This window comes from Nostoc sp. (assembly GCF_036917235.1).
GTDB lineage: Bacteria > Cyanobacteriota > Cyanobacteriia > Cyanobacteriales > Nostocaceae > Nostoc.
The window spans coordinates 1-17,656 of sequence record NZ_JBALDU010000073.1 but is presented as its reverse complement, the minus strand read 5'-3'; the positions used below and the strand labels follow the sequence as shown (position 1 = coordinate 17,656).

At 39.4% G+C, this 17,656-nt stretch carries 20 protein-coding genes and 2 pseudogenes; 10 read left to right on the top strand and 12 right to left on the bottom strand.

What is annotated here, in order from left to right; translation table 11 throughout:
- Window positions 1-69: 69 nt before the first annotated feature.
- From V7K44_RS21075 to V7K44_RS21060, 4 genes are all read left to right on the top strand, one after another.
- Window positions 70-306: a DUF4277 domain-containing protein gene (locus V7K44_RS21075; protein ID WP_334934000.1), complete on the top strand. Its 237-nt coding sequence runs from the start codon at window positions 70-72 to the stop codon at window positions 304-306.
- Between the two features lie 5 nt (window positions 307-311).
- Entirely contained in the window at window positions 312-833 is a 522-nt protein-coding gene (locus tag V7K44_RS21070) for an IS1634 family transposase (protein ID WP_334933998.1), read from the top strand.
- A complete protein-coding gene (locus V7K44_RS21065; protein ID WP_334934030.1) occupies window positions 830-1,543 on the top strand; it encodes a formylglycine-generating enzyme family protein in 714 nt (237 codons plus the stop codon). The genes V7K44_RS21070 and V7K44_RS21065 overlap by 4 nt, the downstream gene beginning before the upstream one ends.
- Window positions 1,544-1,759: 216 nt before the next feature.
- Window positions 1,760-2,032, top strand: coding sequence for a hypothetical protein (locus tag V7K44_RS21060; RefSeq protein WP_334933996.1), 273 nt, complete (start codon window positions 1,760-1,762; stop codon window positions 2,030-2,032).
- Window positions 2,033-2,118: 86 nt separating this feature from the next.
- Here V7K44_RS21060 and V7K44_RS21055 read toward each other — a convergent pair whose 3' ends face one another.
- The 3 genes from V7K44_RS21055 to V7K44_RS21045 form a co-directional block, all read right to left on the bottom strand.
- On the bottom strand, window positions 2,119-2,277 hold the full coding sequence (locus V7K44_RS21055; RefSeq protein ID WP_442940707.1) for a hypothetical protein: 159 nt from the start codon (window positions 2,275-2,277) through the stop codon (window positions 2,119-2,121).
- A gap of 98 nt (window positions 2,278-2,375) precedes the next feature.
- Entirely contained in the window at window positions 2,376-3,683 is a 1,308-nt protein-coding gene (locus tag V7K44_RS21050) for a glycosyltransferase (protein ID WP_334933992.1), read from the bottom strand.
- 27 nt (window positions 3,684-3,710) lie between these two features.
- Complete coding sequence (locus V7K44_RS21045; protein WP_334933990.1) at window positions 3,711-3,926, bottom strand: hypothetical protein; 216 nt, start codon at window positions 3,924-3,926, stop codon at window positions 3,711-3,713.
- 70 nt (window positions 3,927-3,996) lie between these two features.
- On the opposite strand from V7K44_RS21045, the gene V7K44_RS21040 reads away from it, so the two are divergent.
- The 3 genes and pseudogenes from V7K44_RS21040 to V7K44_RS21030 all read left to right on the top strand — a co-directional run bounded on the left by V7K44_RS21040 (window position 3,997) and on the right by V7K44_RS21030 (window position 6,891).
- Window positions 3,997-4,548 carry a hypothetical protein gene (locus V7K44_RS21040; RefSeq protein ID WP_334933988.1) on the top strand — a complete coding sequence of 184 codons (552 nt, stop codon included), beginning with the start codon at window positions 3,997-3,999 and terminating at the stop codon, window positions 4,546-4,548.
- Entirely contained in the window at window positions 4,493-4,909 is a 417-nt protein-coding gene (locus V7K44_RS21035) for a transposase family protein (protein WP_334933986.1), read from the top strand. Before V7K44_RS21040 ends, V7K44_RS21035 begins: the two co-directional genes overlap by 56 nt.
- A 712-nt stretch (window positions 4,910-5,621) precedes the next feature.
- Window positions 5,622-6,891 (top strand): annotated as a pseudogene (locus tag V7K44_RS21030) (ISL3 family transposase).
- Window position 6,892: 1 nt separating this feature from the next.
- Here the strand turns inward: V7K44_RS21030 and V7K44_RS21025 are convergent.
- Window positions 6,893-7,312 (bottom strand): helix-turn-helix domain-containing protein, encoded by a 420-nt coding sequence (locus V7K44_RS21025; protein ID WP_334933983.1) that lies wholly within the window; start codon window positions 7,310-7,312, stop codon window positions 6,893-6,895.
- Window positions 7,313-7,442: 130 nt separating this feature from the next.
- On the opposite strand from V7K44_RS21025, the gene V7K44_RS21020 reads away from it, so the two are divergent.
- Complete coding sequence (locus V7K44_RS21020; protein ID WP_334933981.1) at window positions 7,443-8,000, top strand: EF-hand domain-containing protein; 558 nt, start codon at window positions 7,443-7,445, stop codon at window positions 7,998-8,000.
- 23 nt (window positions 8,001-8,023) lie between these two features.
- Here the strand turns inward: V7K44_RS21020 and V7K44_RS21015 are convergent, their stop codons facing one another.
- The 7 genes from V7K44_RS21015 to V7K44_RS20985 form a co-directional block, all read right to left on the bottom strand.
- Window positions 8,024-8,170: a hypothetical protein gene (locus V7K44_RS21015; RefSeq protein ID WP_334933979.1), complete on the bottom strand. Its 147-nt coding sequence runs from the start codon at window positions 8,168-8,170 to the stop codon at window positions 8,024-8,026.
- A 53-nt stretch (window positions 8,171-8,223) separates the two neighbouring features.
- Window positions 8,224-8,367, bottom strand: a complete 144-nt coding sequence (locus V7K44_RS21010) for a hypothetical protein (protein ID WP_334933977.1) — start codon at window positions 8,365-8,367, stop codon at window positions 8,224-8,226.
- Between the two features lie 125 nt (window positions 8,368-8,492).
- Window positions 8,493-9,044 carry a hypothetical protein gene (locus tag V7K44_RS21005; protein WP_334933975.1) on the bottom strand — a complete coding sequence of 184 codons (552 nt, stop codon included), beginning with the start codon at window positions 9,042-9,044 and terminating at the stop codon, window positions 8,493-8,495.
- A 129-nt stretch (window positions 9,045-9,173) separates the two neighbouring features.
- Window positions 9,174-10,574 (bottom strand): CHASE2 domain-containing protein, encoded by a 1,401-nt coding sequence (locus V7K44_RS21000; RefSeq protein WP_334933973.1) that lies wholly within the window; start codon window positions 10,572-10,574, stop codon window positions 9,174-9,176.
- 12 nt (window positions 10,575-10,586) lie between these two features.
- Window positions 10,587-11,648: a DUF928 domain-containing protein gene (locus V7K44_RS20995; protein ID WP_334933971.1), complete on the bottom strand. Its 1,062-nt coding sequence runs from the start codon at window positions 11,646-11,648 to the stop codon at window positions 10,587-10,589.
- 20 nt (window positions 11,649-11,668) lie between these two features.
- Complete coding sequence (locus V7K44_RS20990) at window positions 11,669-13,357, bottom strand: CHAT domain-containing protein (RefSeq protein WP_334933969.1); 1,689 nt, start codon at window positions 13,355-13,357, stop codon at window positions 11,669-11,671.
- A 28-nt stretch (window positions 13,358-13,385) separates the two neighbouring features.
- Window positions 13,386-15,155, bottom strand: a complete 1,770-nt coding sequence (locus V7K44_RS20985; RefSeq protein ID WP_334933967.1) for a two-partner secretion domain-containing protein — start codon at window positions 15,153-15,155, stop codon at window positions 13,386-13,388.
- 46 nt (window positions 15,156-15,201) lie between these two features.
- Here V7K44_RS20985 and V7K44_RS20980 point away from each other — a divergent pair, with 46 nt between their 5' ends.
- Entirely contained in the window at window positions 15,202-16,413 is a 1,212-nt protein-coding gene (locus V7K44_RS20980) for an aminotransferase class I/II-fold pyridoxal phosphate-dependent enzyme (RefSeq protein ID WP_334933965.1), read from the top strand.
- Window positions 16,414-16,530: 117 nt separating this feature from the next.
- On the opposite strand, the gene V7K44_RS20975 is transcribed toward V7K44_RS20980, so the two are convergent.
- A complete protein-coding gene (locus V7K44_RS20975; RefSeq protein ID WP_334933963.1) occupies window positions 16,531-16,974 on the bottom strand; it encodes a hypothetical protein in 444 nt (147 codons plus the stop codon).
- Between V7K44_RS20975 and V7K44_RS20970 the strand changes: the two are divergent.
- Window positions 16,895-17,566, top strand: a pseudogene (locus tag V7K44_RS20970) (IS5 family transposase); the annotation flags it as partial. The gene V7K44_RS20975 and the pseudogene V7K44_RS20970 sit on opposite strands and share 80 nt — an antisense overlap.
- Window positions 17,567-17,656: the final 90 nt, after the last annotated feature.

Here is a 17,656-nt window from a genome sequence, read left to right as displayed (position 1 = left end):
TATCCCACATTCAGCAGGTAAAACCAGAAAAAAGGTATTTTAATCTAAGTGGATTGAAGGAAGAAGGAAGTGAAAACAGAACTACAAGTAGACGTTAAAGACATTGACCATTTAGGGATAATAGCAGGAATTATAGATGAAATAGGGCTTGTGGAGATAATAGATCAAGAAATAGGGACTCATGCACAAGAGAAAGTTAGTGCTGGACTTGTGGTTAAAGCGATGATAATCAACTGCATGGGGTTTATAACCGCGCCATTATACTTATTTAGTCAATTTTTTGTAGGGAATCTTCAGAACATCTAATAGGTGTGGGAGTAGAAGCTGAACATCTCAACGATAGTAGATTAGGACGAGTATTAGATCAATTATACGAATATGGTGTTAGCCTCTTATTCTTAAAAATAGCCTGTGTGATGGCAAAATGTTTTGGAATTAAAATATCAAATGCTCATATTGATGGTACGAGTTTATCAGTTCATGGAAAATATCTGAAATCAGTTGAAGGAGAACAAAGTTCTGTGGAAAATATACTCTCATTAGAAGAAGAATCAGAACCAGTAGCAATAAACATTAATCATGGTTACTCTCGCGACCATAGAGCAGACCTGAAACAATTTACATTAAGTTTGTTAACAACTGGAGAAGAAGGAATTCCATTATTTATGCAAGTCGGAGATGGGAATGAATTAGACCAGAACGCTTTTCCCAAAATGATTCAAGAATTTCAGTCTCAATGGCTTGGAGAACAACCGGAAGTATATGTAATGGACGCGGCTTTTTATACTGAAAAGAACCTGAAACAGTGCAGTGAGAGCATAAAGCAGAAATAGAAAAACTATGTAAAGAATATGATCAAGAACAGTTTAGATGGGAAAAACCCCAACATCAAGTTACTGTGCAACCCTTTTTCATGGGTAAATATCAAGTAACACAAGCACAATGGCGATATGTAGCTAATTTACCCCAAGTAAACCGAGAACTAAAACTAGATCCATCTCAATTTAAAGGCAATAACCGTCCCGTAGAGTCTGTTTCTTGGAAAAATACAGTTGAGTTTTGCGATCGCTTATCAAAACATACTAAAAGAGAGTATCGTTTACCTAGTGAAGCTGAATGGGAATATGCCTGTCGAGCCGGAACTAACACAGCATTTCATTTTGGTGAAACTATTATCACTGAGTTAGCAAATTATGATGGTAATAATCAAATTTATGGAGATGGAGTAAAGGGAATTTATAAAAAGGAAACAACAGAAGTAGGGAGTTTTAAGGTAGCTAATAACTTTGGCTTATACGATATGCACGGTAATGTATGGGAATGGTATGCGGATGGATGGCATTATAGTTATGAAGGTGCGCCTACGAATGGAAGTGTATGGTTAAGCAGCAAGAAAAGCAATGATAGAAAGGTGCTGCGTGGTGGTTCTTGGGTCAACTATCCTGAAGATTGCCGTTCTGCTTTTCGGCTCACCTACCATGTCGTCTACGTCAGCAGCATGATCGGTTTTCGGGTTGTATGTGTTGGTGCGGCGATGAATTAGTAGAAACATTCGCTTTTGCTCTTTTCTTGTCTTATCGTACCTCGCTATGTGAGAAAATTTTTTGGGGAAAAATGTTTTTTGGGTTTAAATAAATATTTTATAATTTTACCTGCGGAATGTGGGTTATATAATCCTTAGTAGAGGACTAAGCTTAACCTAAAATGACCGACACGCCTTCCTTACTTCCCAAGCAGACTAGACCGCATTGAACAAATAATGCTAGGGCTTGCCGAACGACAAGCCAACACTCAACAACAGTTAGACTCACTTACGGAAAATGTAAATCGTGTATTAGCCAGGAGTGCCATCTTGGACGACGTACTACTTGAGTTACGCGACTCTCATGAAGAACATCAGCGTAATTTTGAAATACATCAGCGCAACTTTGAAGAACATCGTCAGGACTTTCAAGAACACCAACGCACTACCAACGCTGCTCTACAAAGTCTTGAAGCTATCTTGCTACAGTTGACTCGAAATCATTCTTGAGATGCGATCGCATGGGGGTAAATTTGGAGCAATTCACCTTCACCTTTTGCGATTGCTCTTGCCACTAATGCTCACCTTGGATCGGATCACCGCTCATCCCTCATCCACTCTAGCCCTATCGTCAACGCTGCTGACGCAGTGTAATAAATCTTTTCCTCCCCAAATATACCACCTGTGCGGCTAATGATGCGAAACTGCCAGCACCGCCCAGGAGTATAAAATACCATAAGGACACTGCTATTCATACAAAACACTGTATAAACTTTAACTGGAGACATTTACTGCTGTTGTGGATGTGATGATGCAAGAGCAACTGTTTGGTATTTCTCACCCAAATAATAACTTACCCAATCAAACCCAAATGCCGATGGAATGCTTCTACAGCATTCGCTACCCCATCTTCACCCCTTAACTTCTCGCCTAACTTCTGGGCTTTTAAGCGCATTCCCTCATCATGCAGTACGACTTCAATCGCTGCTGCTAAAGTTTTGTCTGATACCTTATGGTACGGTATCGGTTGTGGGCTGACTCCCAACCGGTTTAGCTTTTCACCCCAAACTGGCTGATCTGCAAAGAAAGGTATGGTAACTGATGGTATCCCCGCACGTAACACTGCCGCAGTTGTACTGGCTCCTCCATGATGTACTACTGCTGGCACTTGAGGAAATAACCAATCATGAGGAACTTCCTTGATCACAAACACTCGTAGTGAATCTTTTACATTCACTGTTCTTCCAACGTTCCCCCAACCTGACAAGATGATGCCACCTTGATGGGTTTTCTTTAAGGCTTCTACGATGTAGTGTGTGAGATATTCTGGATTGGGCATCGTCATGCTGCCAAATCCAAAACACAAAGGTAATTGCTTTCGTCCAAGAAAATCCTCTAGTGCCAGGGGTGGCTCGTATTCGGAGGCTTGCTCAATAAACCAAAAACCAGTCACATACGCCCAATGCGGCCAGTCATGAGGTTTTGGGATTACGTGTGAACTAAATCCATACAATACAGGGATTCGTGATACATTCGCCGGAGTCTTCTGTCTAAAGCGTCTGCCCAAATATGGTAAAGGCGGCAATTTCAAAGTTTCCGTTCTGAAGTGATTGAGCAGTGGACGATATCTTTGCCAGTGCAAAAACTCTACTAGCAAGTAGCTGCCATAGTTGATTGCTTCCTTTAGTGGGTTTTTAGCTATTTGACCAAATCTCAGAAATCCAAACATCCCTGTGAGAGTCAACGGCATAACTGATGCAAAAAAGCAGGGTACGCCTAATTTCTCTGCGATGTGATATCCAAAGGTAGCTAACGGCGTGTAGATAATCACCTCACTTCCCTGACACGCACTCCAAGCTGATTCCAACTGTTGAAGCAAAAGCTTATCTGCCTCTTCTGGATTCAACTTTTCTCCCGCAATCAATCGCTGCCCTTGTTTGGATTGCAGAAACTCTTCCATATTGCCAGCGATCGGTGCAAACTCTAAATCAAACTTTCTGACAAACGACTCAAAGTTTTCATGCGCTGCTACCTTCACCTTATGCCCCGCACGTTTCAACCCAATACCTAAAGCGCAATATGGTTGCAAGTCTCCTCTTGAACCTACTGTTAAAATCGTAATCTGAAGTTGGCGGCTTGGTGCAGTCGAACTTTGGTTCAATTCCCTTCTCCACTCAAAACTCCGGCTCTACTCAAGATTGTACTGAATTACCTGTACCTGGTGGCGATGGCGCGGAGCGCCAGCCGGAAGCGATCGCACTATCAAGCGGGCGCTTGAGCCATCAGAACTGGTCTTGAAAGTGATCGCTCTGCTCCTCCTGTCCAAATCTTCTGCTACTTCGACAGCCGTCACTTCCACCGTTGCTGATGCTGAGTCGTCCTGTTTAAGGTAATCGTTAACCATAGCTGCAAGCCAGCCGTCTGCAATTTGGGCTGAGGTTACAAATAAACAAGCAGAACAGCAGCAAGCTGAAGTGTTGAACCAGAGAGGGCAAAAGCAACTGAATATAGGGCAAACAGCAGAAGCCTTACAAACTTGGCAGCAAGCTACAAAACTTTATCAACAACTTAAAGATTCTGAAGGTGTGACAGGCAGTTTAATTAATCAAAGCATAGCTTTACAAACATTAGGTTTATACCCTCGTGCTTGTACTACACTTTTAAAAGCTTTGAAACTAGATGGTTGGATATGCGACACTTCGTTACAGTCACCTGTTATCTCTACATTTGAAGCGTTAAAAGTAATTATACATCAGGTTAACCCAACATCGGTTAACTTACTCGGATTGCAGAATTTAGCAGAAGTACTACGTTTGTTAAGTAAGTTAAATGAATCTAAAACAGTTCTACAAGAAATATTGATACTAGCTCAACAAAATTCATCAGACCATCTAAGTAATATTTATCTAGCTATCTTAATGGCCTGTAGACTATCAAGAGCAAAAACAGTACTACTCTGGCAAGAAAAAAATGCATACCCTGAAAAACCAGTTTATTGTGTTGCCCAATGGAGAAGATATTGTTGACATTTATATTGGAAACTTAGGAAAAACAAGTGATATTAATTTATTCCGAGAAACACAAGGTAAATTTGATTGTGAACAAAAATTTATTGGAGATAAAGCTTACATAGGAGAGTCAACAATTACCACGCCTTACAAGAAACCGAGGAAGAAAGAAATTTCGGAATCACAAAAAAAAGAAAACCAGCAGTTATCGTCTAGAAGAATAGGCGTTGAACATTTGATAGGGAAAGTAAAAATATTTCGAGTCGCTAGTGAGAAATTTCGTTTAGCAAGGCACAAGTATAGTCAGGTAATTATGACCGTTTGTGGGTTAGTCAGGCTACGGCTTAATTGTTTACTTTCACTAGCTATTAACATTTAATTTTTTGGTAGAAAATAAATTTTACTTCCACCAAGATTTTTGCCCCTCAACTGATAATTTAGCCGTAATTTATGCTCAAACCCCTATTCTTTCGTATACCTAATCTAGCGATCGCACATTCCCTTATAATCGCTGAAATCCCTTTGCCATATACATTTACCATTTTCGGATAAGTCTAATCGAGTCTTTAATAACTTCAATTAATGAGTTTTTTTCAAGTACTTCTAATGCCTTAATTAACTCAAATTTTTAAACAGAGCTTTTTGTCTCATAATTCATGTTATTCAATAGTTGATCAAACCCAATAGATTGTAAATTTGAAGTTATTTTTTCTGCTAAATAAATCATAATTTGCTTCTGAATTTCGGTCAATAAGTTACTGAATAAATAATTAAGCATTTCTTGAAACTGGTCACTAACTAATGTAGTTGGATTTTCAAAAAATTTTTCGGTGCTACTTGCAAAGAAATGATTAATTCGATTGACTACTGCTTTTAGCTCTGAAGGATTACCTCTATAAGTTTTTATTAAATCATTACATTTTTCTTGGCTCTTCAGTACTTGTTATGCCAAATTATTAAGATATAGATATCAAACAATGTCAAAAAATGTATCAATAATCTGTTAAAAGTACTATAAGGATTGACATATAAAGAATATTTCTTATTAACTGTAAATAGTACTCCAACTATTTTTATATAAATTTACAGTCATGACTAGCAAAAGAGATATTAAAATTCTAACAGAACTTATTGATTTAGAAGATATAAAAGTTATATCACATCGCCTTCACGATGGAATTGGAATTATTTTACAAACCGAATCAAAAAAATTATATAGTATTTGCCCCAGGTGTGGCACAAAAAGTCAGAAATTACATCAAAATCATTGACATATTGTTAAAGACTTACCTGTTGGAGATCATCTAGTATTTTTAGAAATTAATAGGCGTCAATTCAAATGTGAAATATGTAAAAAACCCTTTAGTGAAAATTTAGATTTTGTCAGGAAGAAAAGAACTTATACAAAGCGGCTTGCACAGAAAACAATACAAGAAGTTTTAGAAAACGATATCCACACTGTAGCTTCAAAAGGAATAGTCACAACAGAAGAGATAGAAGGTATGTTAAAAGACGCATCAGAACAATTATCAAATTCAAAACCTTTAAAATTAAAAAGACTTGGAATTGATGAGATAGCTCTAGTTAAAGGAAAAGGAAATTATTGTGCAGTACTAATAGATTTGGATACATCCAAACTGATTGCTATTTTAAGTGGACGTACTCAAGAAATAATAAAGGAAACTCTTATAGGGTGGGGAACTGAAGTCTTAGAGCAAATCGAGGAAGTTAGTATAGATTTTTGTATTGGTTATAAAAACTTAGTGACAGAATTAATGCCTGAAGCTCAAGTAGTTGCAGATCGATTTCACGTTATGGTTCAGATAAATAAGGAATTATATACACAGAGAAAAAAAGAAAGGCGCAATACACAAGAATTAATAAAAAAAGCCAAGACATCAAAAGAAAAATTCCGACAGGAGCAAATATTAGAAGGCTTAAATAAAAGTAAATATGTTTTACTTAAAAATGAGTCAGATTTAAACGAAGAGCAAAAAAATAAACTTATTCAGGTGAAAGCTGTGTCTAATAGCCTAAAATTAATGCATGAATTAAAAGAGAAACTCAGGAAAGTTTTTAATCAAACGAATGATTGGTATACGGCAGTCTTTAAACTAGGTATATGGCACTTCAATTGCTAAAAAACATTTCCCAAATAGCAACAATACTTTTATTCGCTGGTTTGATGAGATAATAGCTTACTTTGATAATAAGACAACAAGTGGTGCTGTTGTTCGCGTAGCGTTCCGAAGGAAAGGCATCAATAACAAACTCAAGCTAATTAAGCATTCAGCTTATGGGTTTAGAAACTTTAATAATTTTAGAGTAAGATGTTTATTGAATTGGCACTTTAATTATTAGTTTAGCATAACAAGTACTGAAGACCCATAATTTTACGTAGTTCTTGATATTTATGACTATCTTTTTTTACCTCTTCCATTTGAGAAGCTGGTAATATCTCTCTCAAAATCTTTACCCAATAATTAAAAGCATCATTCGCTTTAGTTTTTGATATATCAAATAATAAACCTAAAATATCAAAAGTTGGTTTTTGCCGAAGGTAAACTAGACATAAACAGACCCCTTCTTTGGGAGACATTTCTGATTTGCGTCCACCACCAGGAGCAATAAGACGAACCTTGTTTTTTTGAATTTCTGTTTGTTTCTGATTATGTCGTTGTTCTGCCAACATAACTAATGTCATAAACTGTTCATAATTAATACCGATCAATCGTTTTGCTGACTGGGGATGTGATTCGATTTTTACTAAAGGACTCGTCATGGTTGATGCACCAGAGTTTTTATTTCTGTATCATTTTCCCACAAACTTTATTTTAAGGACATGTCTATTGTAAGCTGTATCATACCAGCTATGTTATTATATGGTGGATTTGTGATGCCGCAAAAACCGCATGAACGATTTCCTGGATCGGAAACTCTCTAAACGCTTTGCCACCTTCGATGATGATCGCAATGGCTTTATTGAGCAAAGCGACTTCGAGATGTCAGTTGCGCGTCTGGCTGAAGAATTCGGTCACGAATCTAAATCTCCTGCCCGACAACGGCTGCTCGATGTCTGCTTAGGCTTGTGGAATCACTTGTTGGAAGTCGCCGACACAAACACCGATGGCCGCATCAGCGAGGCCGAGTACAAAGCAGCATTTGCCTTGGGACTGCTAGAAACCCCCGAAGCGTTTGACCAAGGCTATTTGCCCTTCCTTGGGGCGATTATGGATATCGTTGACCAGGATGGTGACGGTCAGCTCACCGTAACCGATGAAATCCGATGGACTGGGGCTATGATGCACCTATCTGAGCAAGATGCCCGCGAGGTATTCTGTCGCCTTGACCAGGACGCGGATGGCTTCATCACCACCAGCGATTTGCTCGAAGCCATCCGTGCCTATTACTTTGACGACTCACCCGATTCTCCCGGCTACTGGCTGCTCGGTTCCCTCGATTCGCCATAAAAATTCAGACTACAACTAACTGCTTATTTTTGGACTTGTCTGGTTTGTCGCTCAAGGTGGCGTATCCAGAAATCCGCTTGCGAACGAATTTCCAATATTTGGTTAATGTCTACCTTTGCTCGAATTACTTGGCACAGTTCTCGAATCGGTGTATCAGATGAACTATTCATCAAAACATGTTGAAATGGAATGATGTCCTTGAGGGTATGGTAGCTTCCTTGACCTAATTGGGGATCTGACTTTTCACGGCATCTGTAAAAGTCAAAGAGTGTCGGTTAGCTCCCGCCGTAACCGCCCGCGCCCGTTTTATAGCGATCGCATAAATTGAGTTTTTCTTTTTGCTGATCTTCTCGTGATTCCTAGTCATTAATCTAAAACTATTGAGAATTAGACTGTGAGAAAACCTAAGCTATTTAGTGGTTTGAGAACTAACCGTGAAAAGTCAGGCAGCCGACGGCTGCCTCTGACTCCCCCTCGTAATGATTATCGTTTTTACAACTTTTCTGACTTTTCAAACATCCTTTTAGACTTGAGGTATTGCAAAACCTCTTGATATATCTGACTGCTAACGCGTTCGCCCCGTCTGCCATTCTCTAGTTTGATATCATCAACAAAGAAATTGAGCTTAAATTCAGCATAGCTAATCCTATTATCGCTATGATTTGTACCTTTGATTAAAACTTGTGGTTCTTGCCACTTTTGTCGCGGTTCTTTGAATCGTTCCCGAACCCATTTATTTAATTCCATTACATAATCATCAATCCGAGTTTCTTCACTGTGAGGATTAGAAATTTTTTGGTATAAACGCTGCGATCTCCGTTTTAAGAGAATAAGCTTGCGCTCCCACTCTTCAGAAACCATGTAGCTATCATTATCCAAGAGATTTGGATCGCGAATCCAGATGCGATACCATTCTCGGACTAACTCAATCAACGAATCTTGATCTCCGATTTCTTGCAGGTTAAAAACAGTACGATTGTTTTGAATTTCCGCAATTGCTTTTAACCCAATCAAAGCTAAAATACTCCGATATTCCTGCTGCACATTATCAATTTCATCTGGGGTAAAACCACCTTTTTCGGCAAACTGGAGTGTAACAACTAGTGTTTCAAGTCCTATTTGAACCTCTTCTAATTTATAGTTAATTTGCTGTTCTGCTATTAAGCCTTCTAGTTACTCTGGTTTTGGTAGAATCATCTGCTGCATTTGCCGCAAAATATCGAGTTCGGCACTCATGCGGAGGTTTTCTCCTTTGAGTTTTTCATTCAGGATACTGATTTCTTCATTAGCTTCGGCTAGTTCAGATGTGCGTTCTTGAACTTTGATTTCTAGATTGTGAGCGTAATCTTCCAATTGTCGATAAGAAAGCATCAGATTTTGCCACAAAACCTGTACAAGACCAATTATTAAAGCAGCGATCGCAGTTAATAATGGTGTAAATACAGGAATTAACCAACCGCTAAGAAAGGCTACGTAAGCACTACTAACAATAATAACCACAGCCAACAATAAACCACTTATGGTCAGCCAACGTCTTTTGATATAAATTGCGCCAAGGGTGGCACTATATCCAGACCAAAAAACGATTAACAACCAGTTTAGAGGTTTAACGACAGATCGCATCATCGGACGACCATCTATAGCGGCGCTGAGAATCTGGCTGGTAATATTTGCGTGAATTACTACTCCAGGGATTAGCTCTGTGGGAAAAAATAAATTGCTGTTGTAAGGGGTACTATAGTTATCATTCAAGCTGGGGGCTTTTGCGCCGATCAAAACTAGGCGATCGCGCATAAAATTATTAGGTATGCGATTTTCTAAAACATCGGTCATGGAAATATGGGGAAAGCTTTTTAGTCCACCTCGATAATTAATTAAAACTTGGTATCCTCCCATATCAGCTTCGTTGTATTCTCCATCATTGCTAGATAGAGGTACAAACTTAGCTTTGCCCAAGCCATATATTTGTTTATCTGTATTAATTTCCTTTAATTCAATGCCTGATTTTTCTAAATATGTTAAGGCTAGTTTTATTCCTAGCCCTTGAGCTAAACTTCGATCGGGTTTACCTAATAAAATAATACCGCGTCGAATTTTACCATCTGTATCTAAGAGTAGATCGTTGGCAGCTACTTGACCCTGTTTAGCTAGAGTTGGCGGTGGTGCGATTGGGTTGTCGGCAACTTTTTCAATGCCAATAAAATTAGGAGTATTTTGAAATTCTTTGACTAATTCTGTGTGTCCTGGTTCTACAGTTAAATCTCGATAGATATCAATGGCGATCGCTCTTGGTTGTTGGGCTTTGATATTGCGAACCATTTTAGCCATGATGCGATCCGACATCGGCCATTGCTTGACATATTGAATATCTGGCTCATCAATCGTGACAATCACAATTCGTTTATCTACAGATTCTTGAGGACGAATCCGAAATAACTGATCTAAAGTTACCCATTCTAAAATTCTAAAAACACCTATATTACTCCCGACAATTACTAATCCTGCGACACAGGGAGTAATTATCAGTGTTCCTTGCCATTTTTTAATTGATTTTTTAAGTTTTTGCCAAATCATTTTGTGATTAAATTAAAAAGCTTTTGTCAATGGTTGAGAGGCAATGTCTTCTAGTCCAACTTGTTTGAGTAAATCGTGCCATTCAGTAGTAAAAGCTTTGTTATTTGGCTGCGATTGCTTTGCTTCTGCCAAAACTTTGAGGGTATCATACCATACACCAGCTTCAGCATATTTAGTTGCTAGTTTGACAGGAGATGAGGCTAATTCTTGCTGATTAAATGTTGGTTTGACTCGTTTGATCCAGCCTGTTACAGAATAGTTATCAGGTCGAAGAACTCCGCCTGGTTCAATCGGTGCAAAATACCACAGGTAATTTTTATCTATTGCCAAAGCTGGTGCTGTTGGAGGTAACGTAATACTAACTACACCTCCATCAAGAGAAACTTTCAGCATTGTGGAGTAATGGGGATTTCCGTCTTCATCTTGGAGGCTGAAAAACACAGTTTCTGCGCCAACTGGAGGTAGATAAGCAAAAATTGTCGGTCTTGCTAATACGGTGCGTCCCTGCTTGGTAGGGGGAACTAATGCTGTTAATGGTAGAGTTTTTCCTTTTGTTCCTCCACCTATGCTGCTTCTGGGGGTTGAATTTCCACTAGGTAGAGTCAATTGCACATCACCTCTAGTTCCGCCACCAACGCTAGTTCTGGGTGCTGAACCTCCTGGTAAACCGAACTGGACATCACCTCTAGTTCCGCCACCAACGCTAGTTCTGGGTGTTGAACCTCCTGGTAAACCGAACTGTACATCACCTCTAGTTCCGCCACCAACGCTAGTTCTGGGTGCTGAACCTCCTGGTAAACCGAACTGTACATCACCTCTAGTTCCGCCACCAACGCTAGTTTTAGGTGCTGAACCTCCTGGTAGACTGAATTGGACATCACCTCTAGTTCCGCCACCAACGCTGGTTTTAGGCGCTGGATCTTTGGGAGGTTTAAAGTCCACACTAATGAGAACTTGATTGTTAACGGTGGGATGCTCTTGAGGGAGCAGACTGGCTAATGTTGTATTACTTGTTAAAATTAGTGTGGTGCTAACAGTAATAAAGAAAAATATTTGAGAATTAAATTTAATCATCTTCACCTTTTTTGTGATATTTACAACCAGTTGCCGACGAGAACGAAAGAAGACCAAAAATAAGGATGTTTATATAAAGAATTCGCCATAATTTTTATTTGTGCCTGTTGCAATGCTTGAGCTTTGTTGAGTTTTGGGTTACTCAACTCGGCATAAAATTCTTTCATCAAAGAGGAAGTAGATTCGTCACTTACTGACCACAAACTAGCAAGAGTACTTTCAGCACCAGAACGCAAAGCAAATCCAGCTAAACCCAAAGTTGCCCGATTATCACCTACGGCTGTTTGACAAGCACTCATCACTAATAATTCAATCGGGGCTATGTTTTTTTTCCTTCTGTTTTTAAATAAACGGTCAAAATCTTGAATGGAAATGCGATCGCTCCATGTCAACAAAAAGGTTTCTTCTGGGTCGGAACTAAATTGACCGTGAGTAGCAAGATGAACTATGGGGAAAGATTGATTTTCAATTGCTGTTTTTAAGGTATCTTTAGTAAATTTATTGTTGAGCAATATTTTGGAATTAACTTCTGCTGTGACTTGTTTAATTTCTCCTGTAACTCCCGGTAAAGGATTGAAGCCTTGGCGTGCTTCTGTCAATCCAGCTGCTAACACGCTCAATTTTCGGCGTTGCAGTCCTTGAGGAAATAGTTGTAACCCAGGACTGAGAACAACACTATAATTTTCTATTAAATACTGTTTGCCATTATATAGAGCCGCCATCGGTACGTTTCGCAGTAACCCATCTGGAATGAAGACTAAAGTTTTGATATTACTTTTTTGCAGTGTTGTTTGAGCAGGAGCAACCAGCCAGTTATAAACTTCTTGGGAGAGTCGCAAACGCTCGTCACTGGGATAACCAGGGGACAGGGAAGAATAAAGTTGTTTTAAGGTAGCTTCAATTTGCTGCTTTGAGAGATGAGCGCTGTAGTGACGTAGGGGTTGATTAGGAACTGAAAGAATGACTTCGAGGCGATCGCTTAAAATAATTGGATAGATAACAGCTGCGTGCAAGTCAATTTTTTCTAAAACTACAGGATTAGTATTGTCTAAACAAGCATCCCGAAAAAAGTTATCTAGTTCAGCTAGTTGCAAAGCTTCCATCACTTGTAGAGCTTGTTTGAGGTTGCTTTGACTATCTTTTTGCAACAACAGGCTGACGTAATCTCGATAGGTTGGTTCAACACTTTCCTTAAAATTAAACTGGACATCTCGATTAATTGCCACTAAATCACTACGCAGAGATTGCAAGTTATTAAAAGCAATCTCATAAGCGGCGATGGCGCTATTACTATCTGCTTGTTTTTTAGCAATTGCACCCAGTTGTCCTGCTGTACGAGCGACTAAATCAGTAGCATTAATTTCTTGAGCTATTGTTAATGCTTGTTGTGTCAATATTGCAGCATCTGCGATCTGGTCATTTTCTTGATAGAGTTTACCTAATTCATTCAGGGAATAAGCTTCGGCTCTCGGATCTTTGATTTCTTTGGCTTGTTGAATAGCTGTTGCTAATAATTGAGCAATTTTCAGCGCGTTACTATCCGAAACTGCTTTTTTTTCTCCCCTTGTTTGCTCTAGCATCATCAAACTTTCTGCAAAGTTAATCTTGGCATAAATAGCAGGACGGCTAGGAGGAAGTTGAGCAAGATTAGTTTCTATTTCTGGGATTAGTGGCTGTGATGATTCCCAATTTTGTAGTTTAACTAACAAGCTAAATTGATTTAATTGTGATTCTAATTTAGCCTGTGGTTCTGGTATTAATCTCTACATCACCAGCTTTCCCTGTATCTGCACCGATACTCTGGCTGCCTATCTTTGAGTTATTTAAGAAAATTGAATCAGCATTAATAATGATATTACTAGCATTACCACCATTACTTGTAGTGAATAATTGAGCTTGGTTGGCTTCTAAAGAATTAGCCGTAACAATCAGCTTTCCAGTTGTACCTGTTGTACCTCTATACAAATTACTTTGCACATCGTTGCTCAAGAAAATAAATGGTGCGTTTAGCGTCACATCACCGCCTTTTCCAGCACCATAGGAAGAACTTTCAATAAATGACTTTCCAAACCGATCTTGTTCTTGAATAATTGCAGATTGACTCTTGAGAGTAATGTTACCTCCATCTGTACCAAAAGAAACAATGCGGGATGATGGTGGCATAATAATATCACCCTGAGCTAAAAGTGTGATATTTCCACCAGGTTTGGAAAATGCAAATGTAGAAAAATCAATTCCTAAACTTGTCAGAAAACGAGGAGTAATAATTTTCCCCCGTGAATCAATTACAATATCTCCCCTCCCTAGACTACTACGAAATATGCCTAGTGCAGAGTTAACTCTAATATTGCCTGATAGAGAAGAATTAGGTTGATACTGATTGGTTAAAAAAACTAATCCTCCTGAATTGATAATTTGATTGATAGTGATATCTGCACTTCTTGGTTTACCATTTGTGCTAGAAGTAGGTGAAAAAACATTAATCGCTCCTTTGATACCAGTTGGGTTTAAATTGGTAGTTCCAGCCCTAATATCAACAGTAGGTTGAGTGCTGCCATTAATAGGAACTTGCGTTACTCCATCGGAAAGAGTAACTGTTTCATTAATAAAATTAGTTGGATCTCGACGGCTAACATTAACATTAATATTATTAATTTTTACACTTCCACCCGCAAAAATATGAATAGAAGATCCTTTATAACTATTAAAATTAACATCTCCACTTGAACGAATAATCGGGTTATTAAAACTAAATAAATCTCCTCCTTGTCGGTTCATTTGTTCGAGGCGAAAATTACCACCACTCAAAAAATTAGCGTCCCCACGAATAGAATTGGCGGAACGGAACAGCATATTTTCACCAGAAAAGAAGCCACTGGAGGGATGATTTAATGCCAAGATATCTATCTGATTTCCTTGAGCTAAAAGTTGTTGTTTAGCTGATGCAATGAAAGGGCGATTTAGGCTGTCCCGCACTTTTAGAGTATTGGTAGCTTGCAACGTTAAATTACTACCTGCTTGCAATTGTCCTTGTAAGTAAAGATTTGTACCAGCTAAAGTCAAGTTTTCTCCAACTGATAATTTACCACTATTAGCGATCGCACCTTGGGGCGGGAACCAACTTTCTAACCCCGGCCGAATATTGACAGTTAACAAGGGGGGTGCTTTGGGGTTTTGAGTAGTAAATTGATAACCGTTTTTGAACAGAAGGGAGTTGCTGGTGCTAGCAAACAAAGAACCAGAGATATCCAAACGCGCATTTGTGCCGAAAATTATGCCGTTAGGATTGATCAAATATAGATTGACATTTCCTAATACTCCCAATGTACCGAAAATATTAGAAACGTGGTTTCCTGTAACTCGACCCAGAATATTTTTGACTCCAGCAGGGTTAAAAAAATAAACCCGTTGCTGATTACCAATATTCAAATCTTGAAAACTATGGAATAGGTTACTACCTCGAATCGCTCCCCCATCGATGCGATCGCTTGTTGTTAATGTATGCAATTACGACTATACTGCCTGCATCAGATAGCAATCAAAGGCTGGGTTTATGCCGGATACGACAGATGAAGGCAAAATTCACTTCATATCACCACAGTTATTGAAGAAATTAGATTACCAAACGCCTATAAGTAAATTTTATGCTTCAGCGACCTATATGAGTCGCCGAACTGAGCCGGAAAGTCTTGATTTTTCTTTGGGTGATGCTCATGAAATGCCACTTCCAGGGTTTGTAGAAGCCCTGCAACGTTGGAGTGTACCACAAAACTCCAGTTGGTATGGCTACAAGGGAAATATTCCCGAATCACGGGTTACTGTATCTGCATCTCTTCATGAGAAACGCGGACTTTTTATATTGCCTGAAGATATTTTTATGACTAATGGGACTCTAGTGGGTTTGGCGATTTGTCTGCAAATACTCGCTGGGGAAGGGGATGAGGTAATTATTTTGACTCCACCCTGGTTAGGTTATAGGCGTATGGTGCATTTTACAGGTGCGGTTCCAGTAGGTGTGCCTGTAGATACCAACACCTTCGATATGAATTTGGAGGCGATTGCTGAAGCAATTACCGAACGAACTCGGGCAATAATTGTTAATTCACCTCACAACCCTACAGGTAAGATTTTTTCAGCTAGTACTCTAGAGGGTTTGGCAACTATACTAGCTGAGGCTTCTAAACTCTACGGCAAGGTGATTTACATGATTTCTGATGAAACCTTCAGCCGCATTGTTTTTGATCGCCAATCTTGTCCCAGCCCGACCCAGTTTTACCCATTTTCTTTCTTGGTATATGGTTACAGTAAAACCTTAATGGCTCCCGGTCAACGTATCGGATATATCGCTCTTCCCTCCACTATGCCCAACCGGGAAGAAATAAGGCGAGTAATCGCTATGTTACAAGCAAGTGCTTTTGGTTGGTGTTTTCCTAGCGTACTAATGCAATATGCCCTAAGCGACTTGGAAAAAATAAACATAAATATCGAGCATTTACAAAAAAAGCGAGATTGGATGGATTCGTCGCTGCGAGGCATGGGTTATCAACTGCATACCCCCGATGGAACATTCTTTTTGTTGGTGCGATCTCCTTGGGAAGATGACTGTGCTTTTGCGGAACTACTGGCAAGTCACGATGTATTTGTTTTACCAGGTACACCCCAGGAAATACCAGGTTACTTTCGGATTTCCCTTACTGCCAGTGAAGAAATGATTTCTCGTGCCTTACCCAAATTTCAAGCAGCGATAAAATACGCTGTTGGATAAAAAGTCAAAAAGTTTATTAGCAACATCCAATGAAATAGATTTTGACCAAGACATATTTTCTACAATGAATCCAAGAGTTCAGCTAAACAATTAAAACCAATCTTCAACAACTTGGACTTATTCCCCTTTTTGAACCAGCAATTTCCCAGACACCCCAGCCGTAAAACCCAACCCAATCGCCGCCACAGTCACACTGGGTTTGATAAACAACGTCGCAATACCGAGAACTGCACCCCAAAGACAGCCATAACAGCAAACGATAATCAACTGATTTCTGGGTTTAGCCCTTTCGTCTTCCATAGATTGGTGAACGATGGCATAGTTTTCCATCTGATTAATAATTTCTAGTAAAGAAGCGCCGTACTGTTTTTCTAGGCGTTCAATAGCCAATCTGTCTTGCTTAACTGGACTTATGGCTAATTTTTGTAATGCTGTGGTTAATTTATCACTCATTTTTAAACTGACATAGGAACAGTGGGAACTGATTGCAGACCTATTTCCAAGTGCCAAACCAGGTGGTCGTCCCCGTAACATAGGGATGTATGCCGTGATGAATGCCATTCTCTATGTCCTGTGTGAAGGATGTACATGGCGAGGTTTACCAGGTGATTTTCCTGCCTGGGAAACGGTCTATGGTTATTTCCGAAGCTGGCGTAAAGATGGAACATGGCTAAAAATACATGACAAAGTTTATCAGTGGACACGAGTCGCAGTAGGACGCGACCCAAGCCCATCAGAAGCCGCAGTTGATAGCCAATCAGTGGAAACGGCAACGATGATTTCTCAAGATGTGGGCTATGACGCAGGCAAGAAGATAAATGGACGGAAACGACATCTGAGCGTGGATATGTTAGGGCTAGTTTTACGCGTTTTGGTTACTGCTGCCAGTGTTCCTGAACCTGAGGGAGGGAAGAAAGTCCTCCAACAAGTCCATCGTATGGAGCATAAGGTTAAACGCTTAAATACAATTTGGATGGATGGAGGATATCGAGGAGAAGATTTTATGCACTGGGTGATGGATATGTTTACGGCTAACGTTGAAATCGTTCTCAGACCCTTGGAGAAGAAAGGTTTTATTTTATTACCAAAACGGTGGGTCGTAGAAAGAACTTTCGGCTGGCTCAATTGGTGTCGGCGTTTGAGTAACGATTACAGCATTTACGGCTGTTATGAGGTACAGTAGCAGCAACTAGCAAACAAGTTTCTTAAATGTTGAGGATTTATTAAATTGAGTGCAACTGAG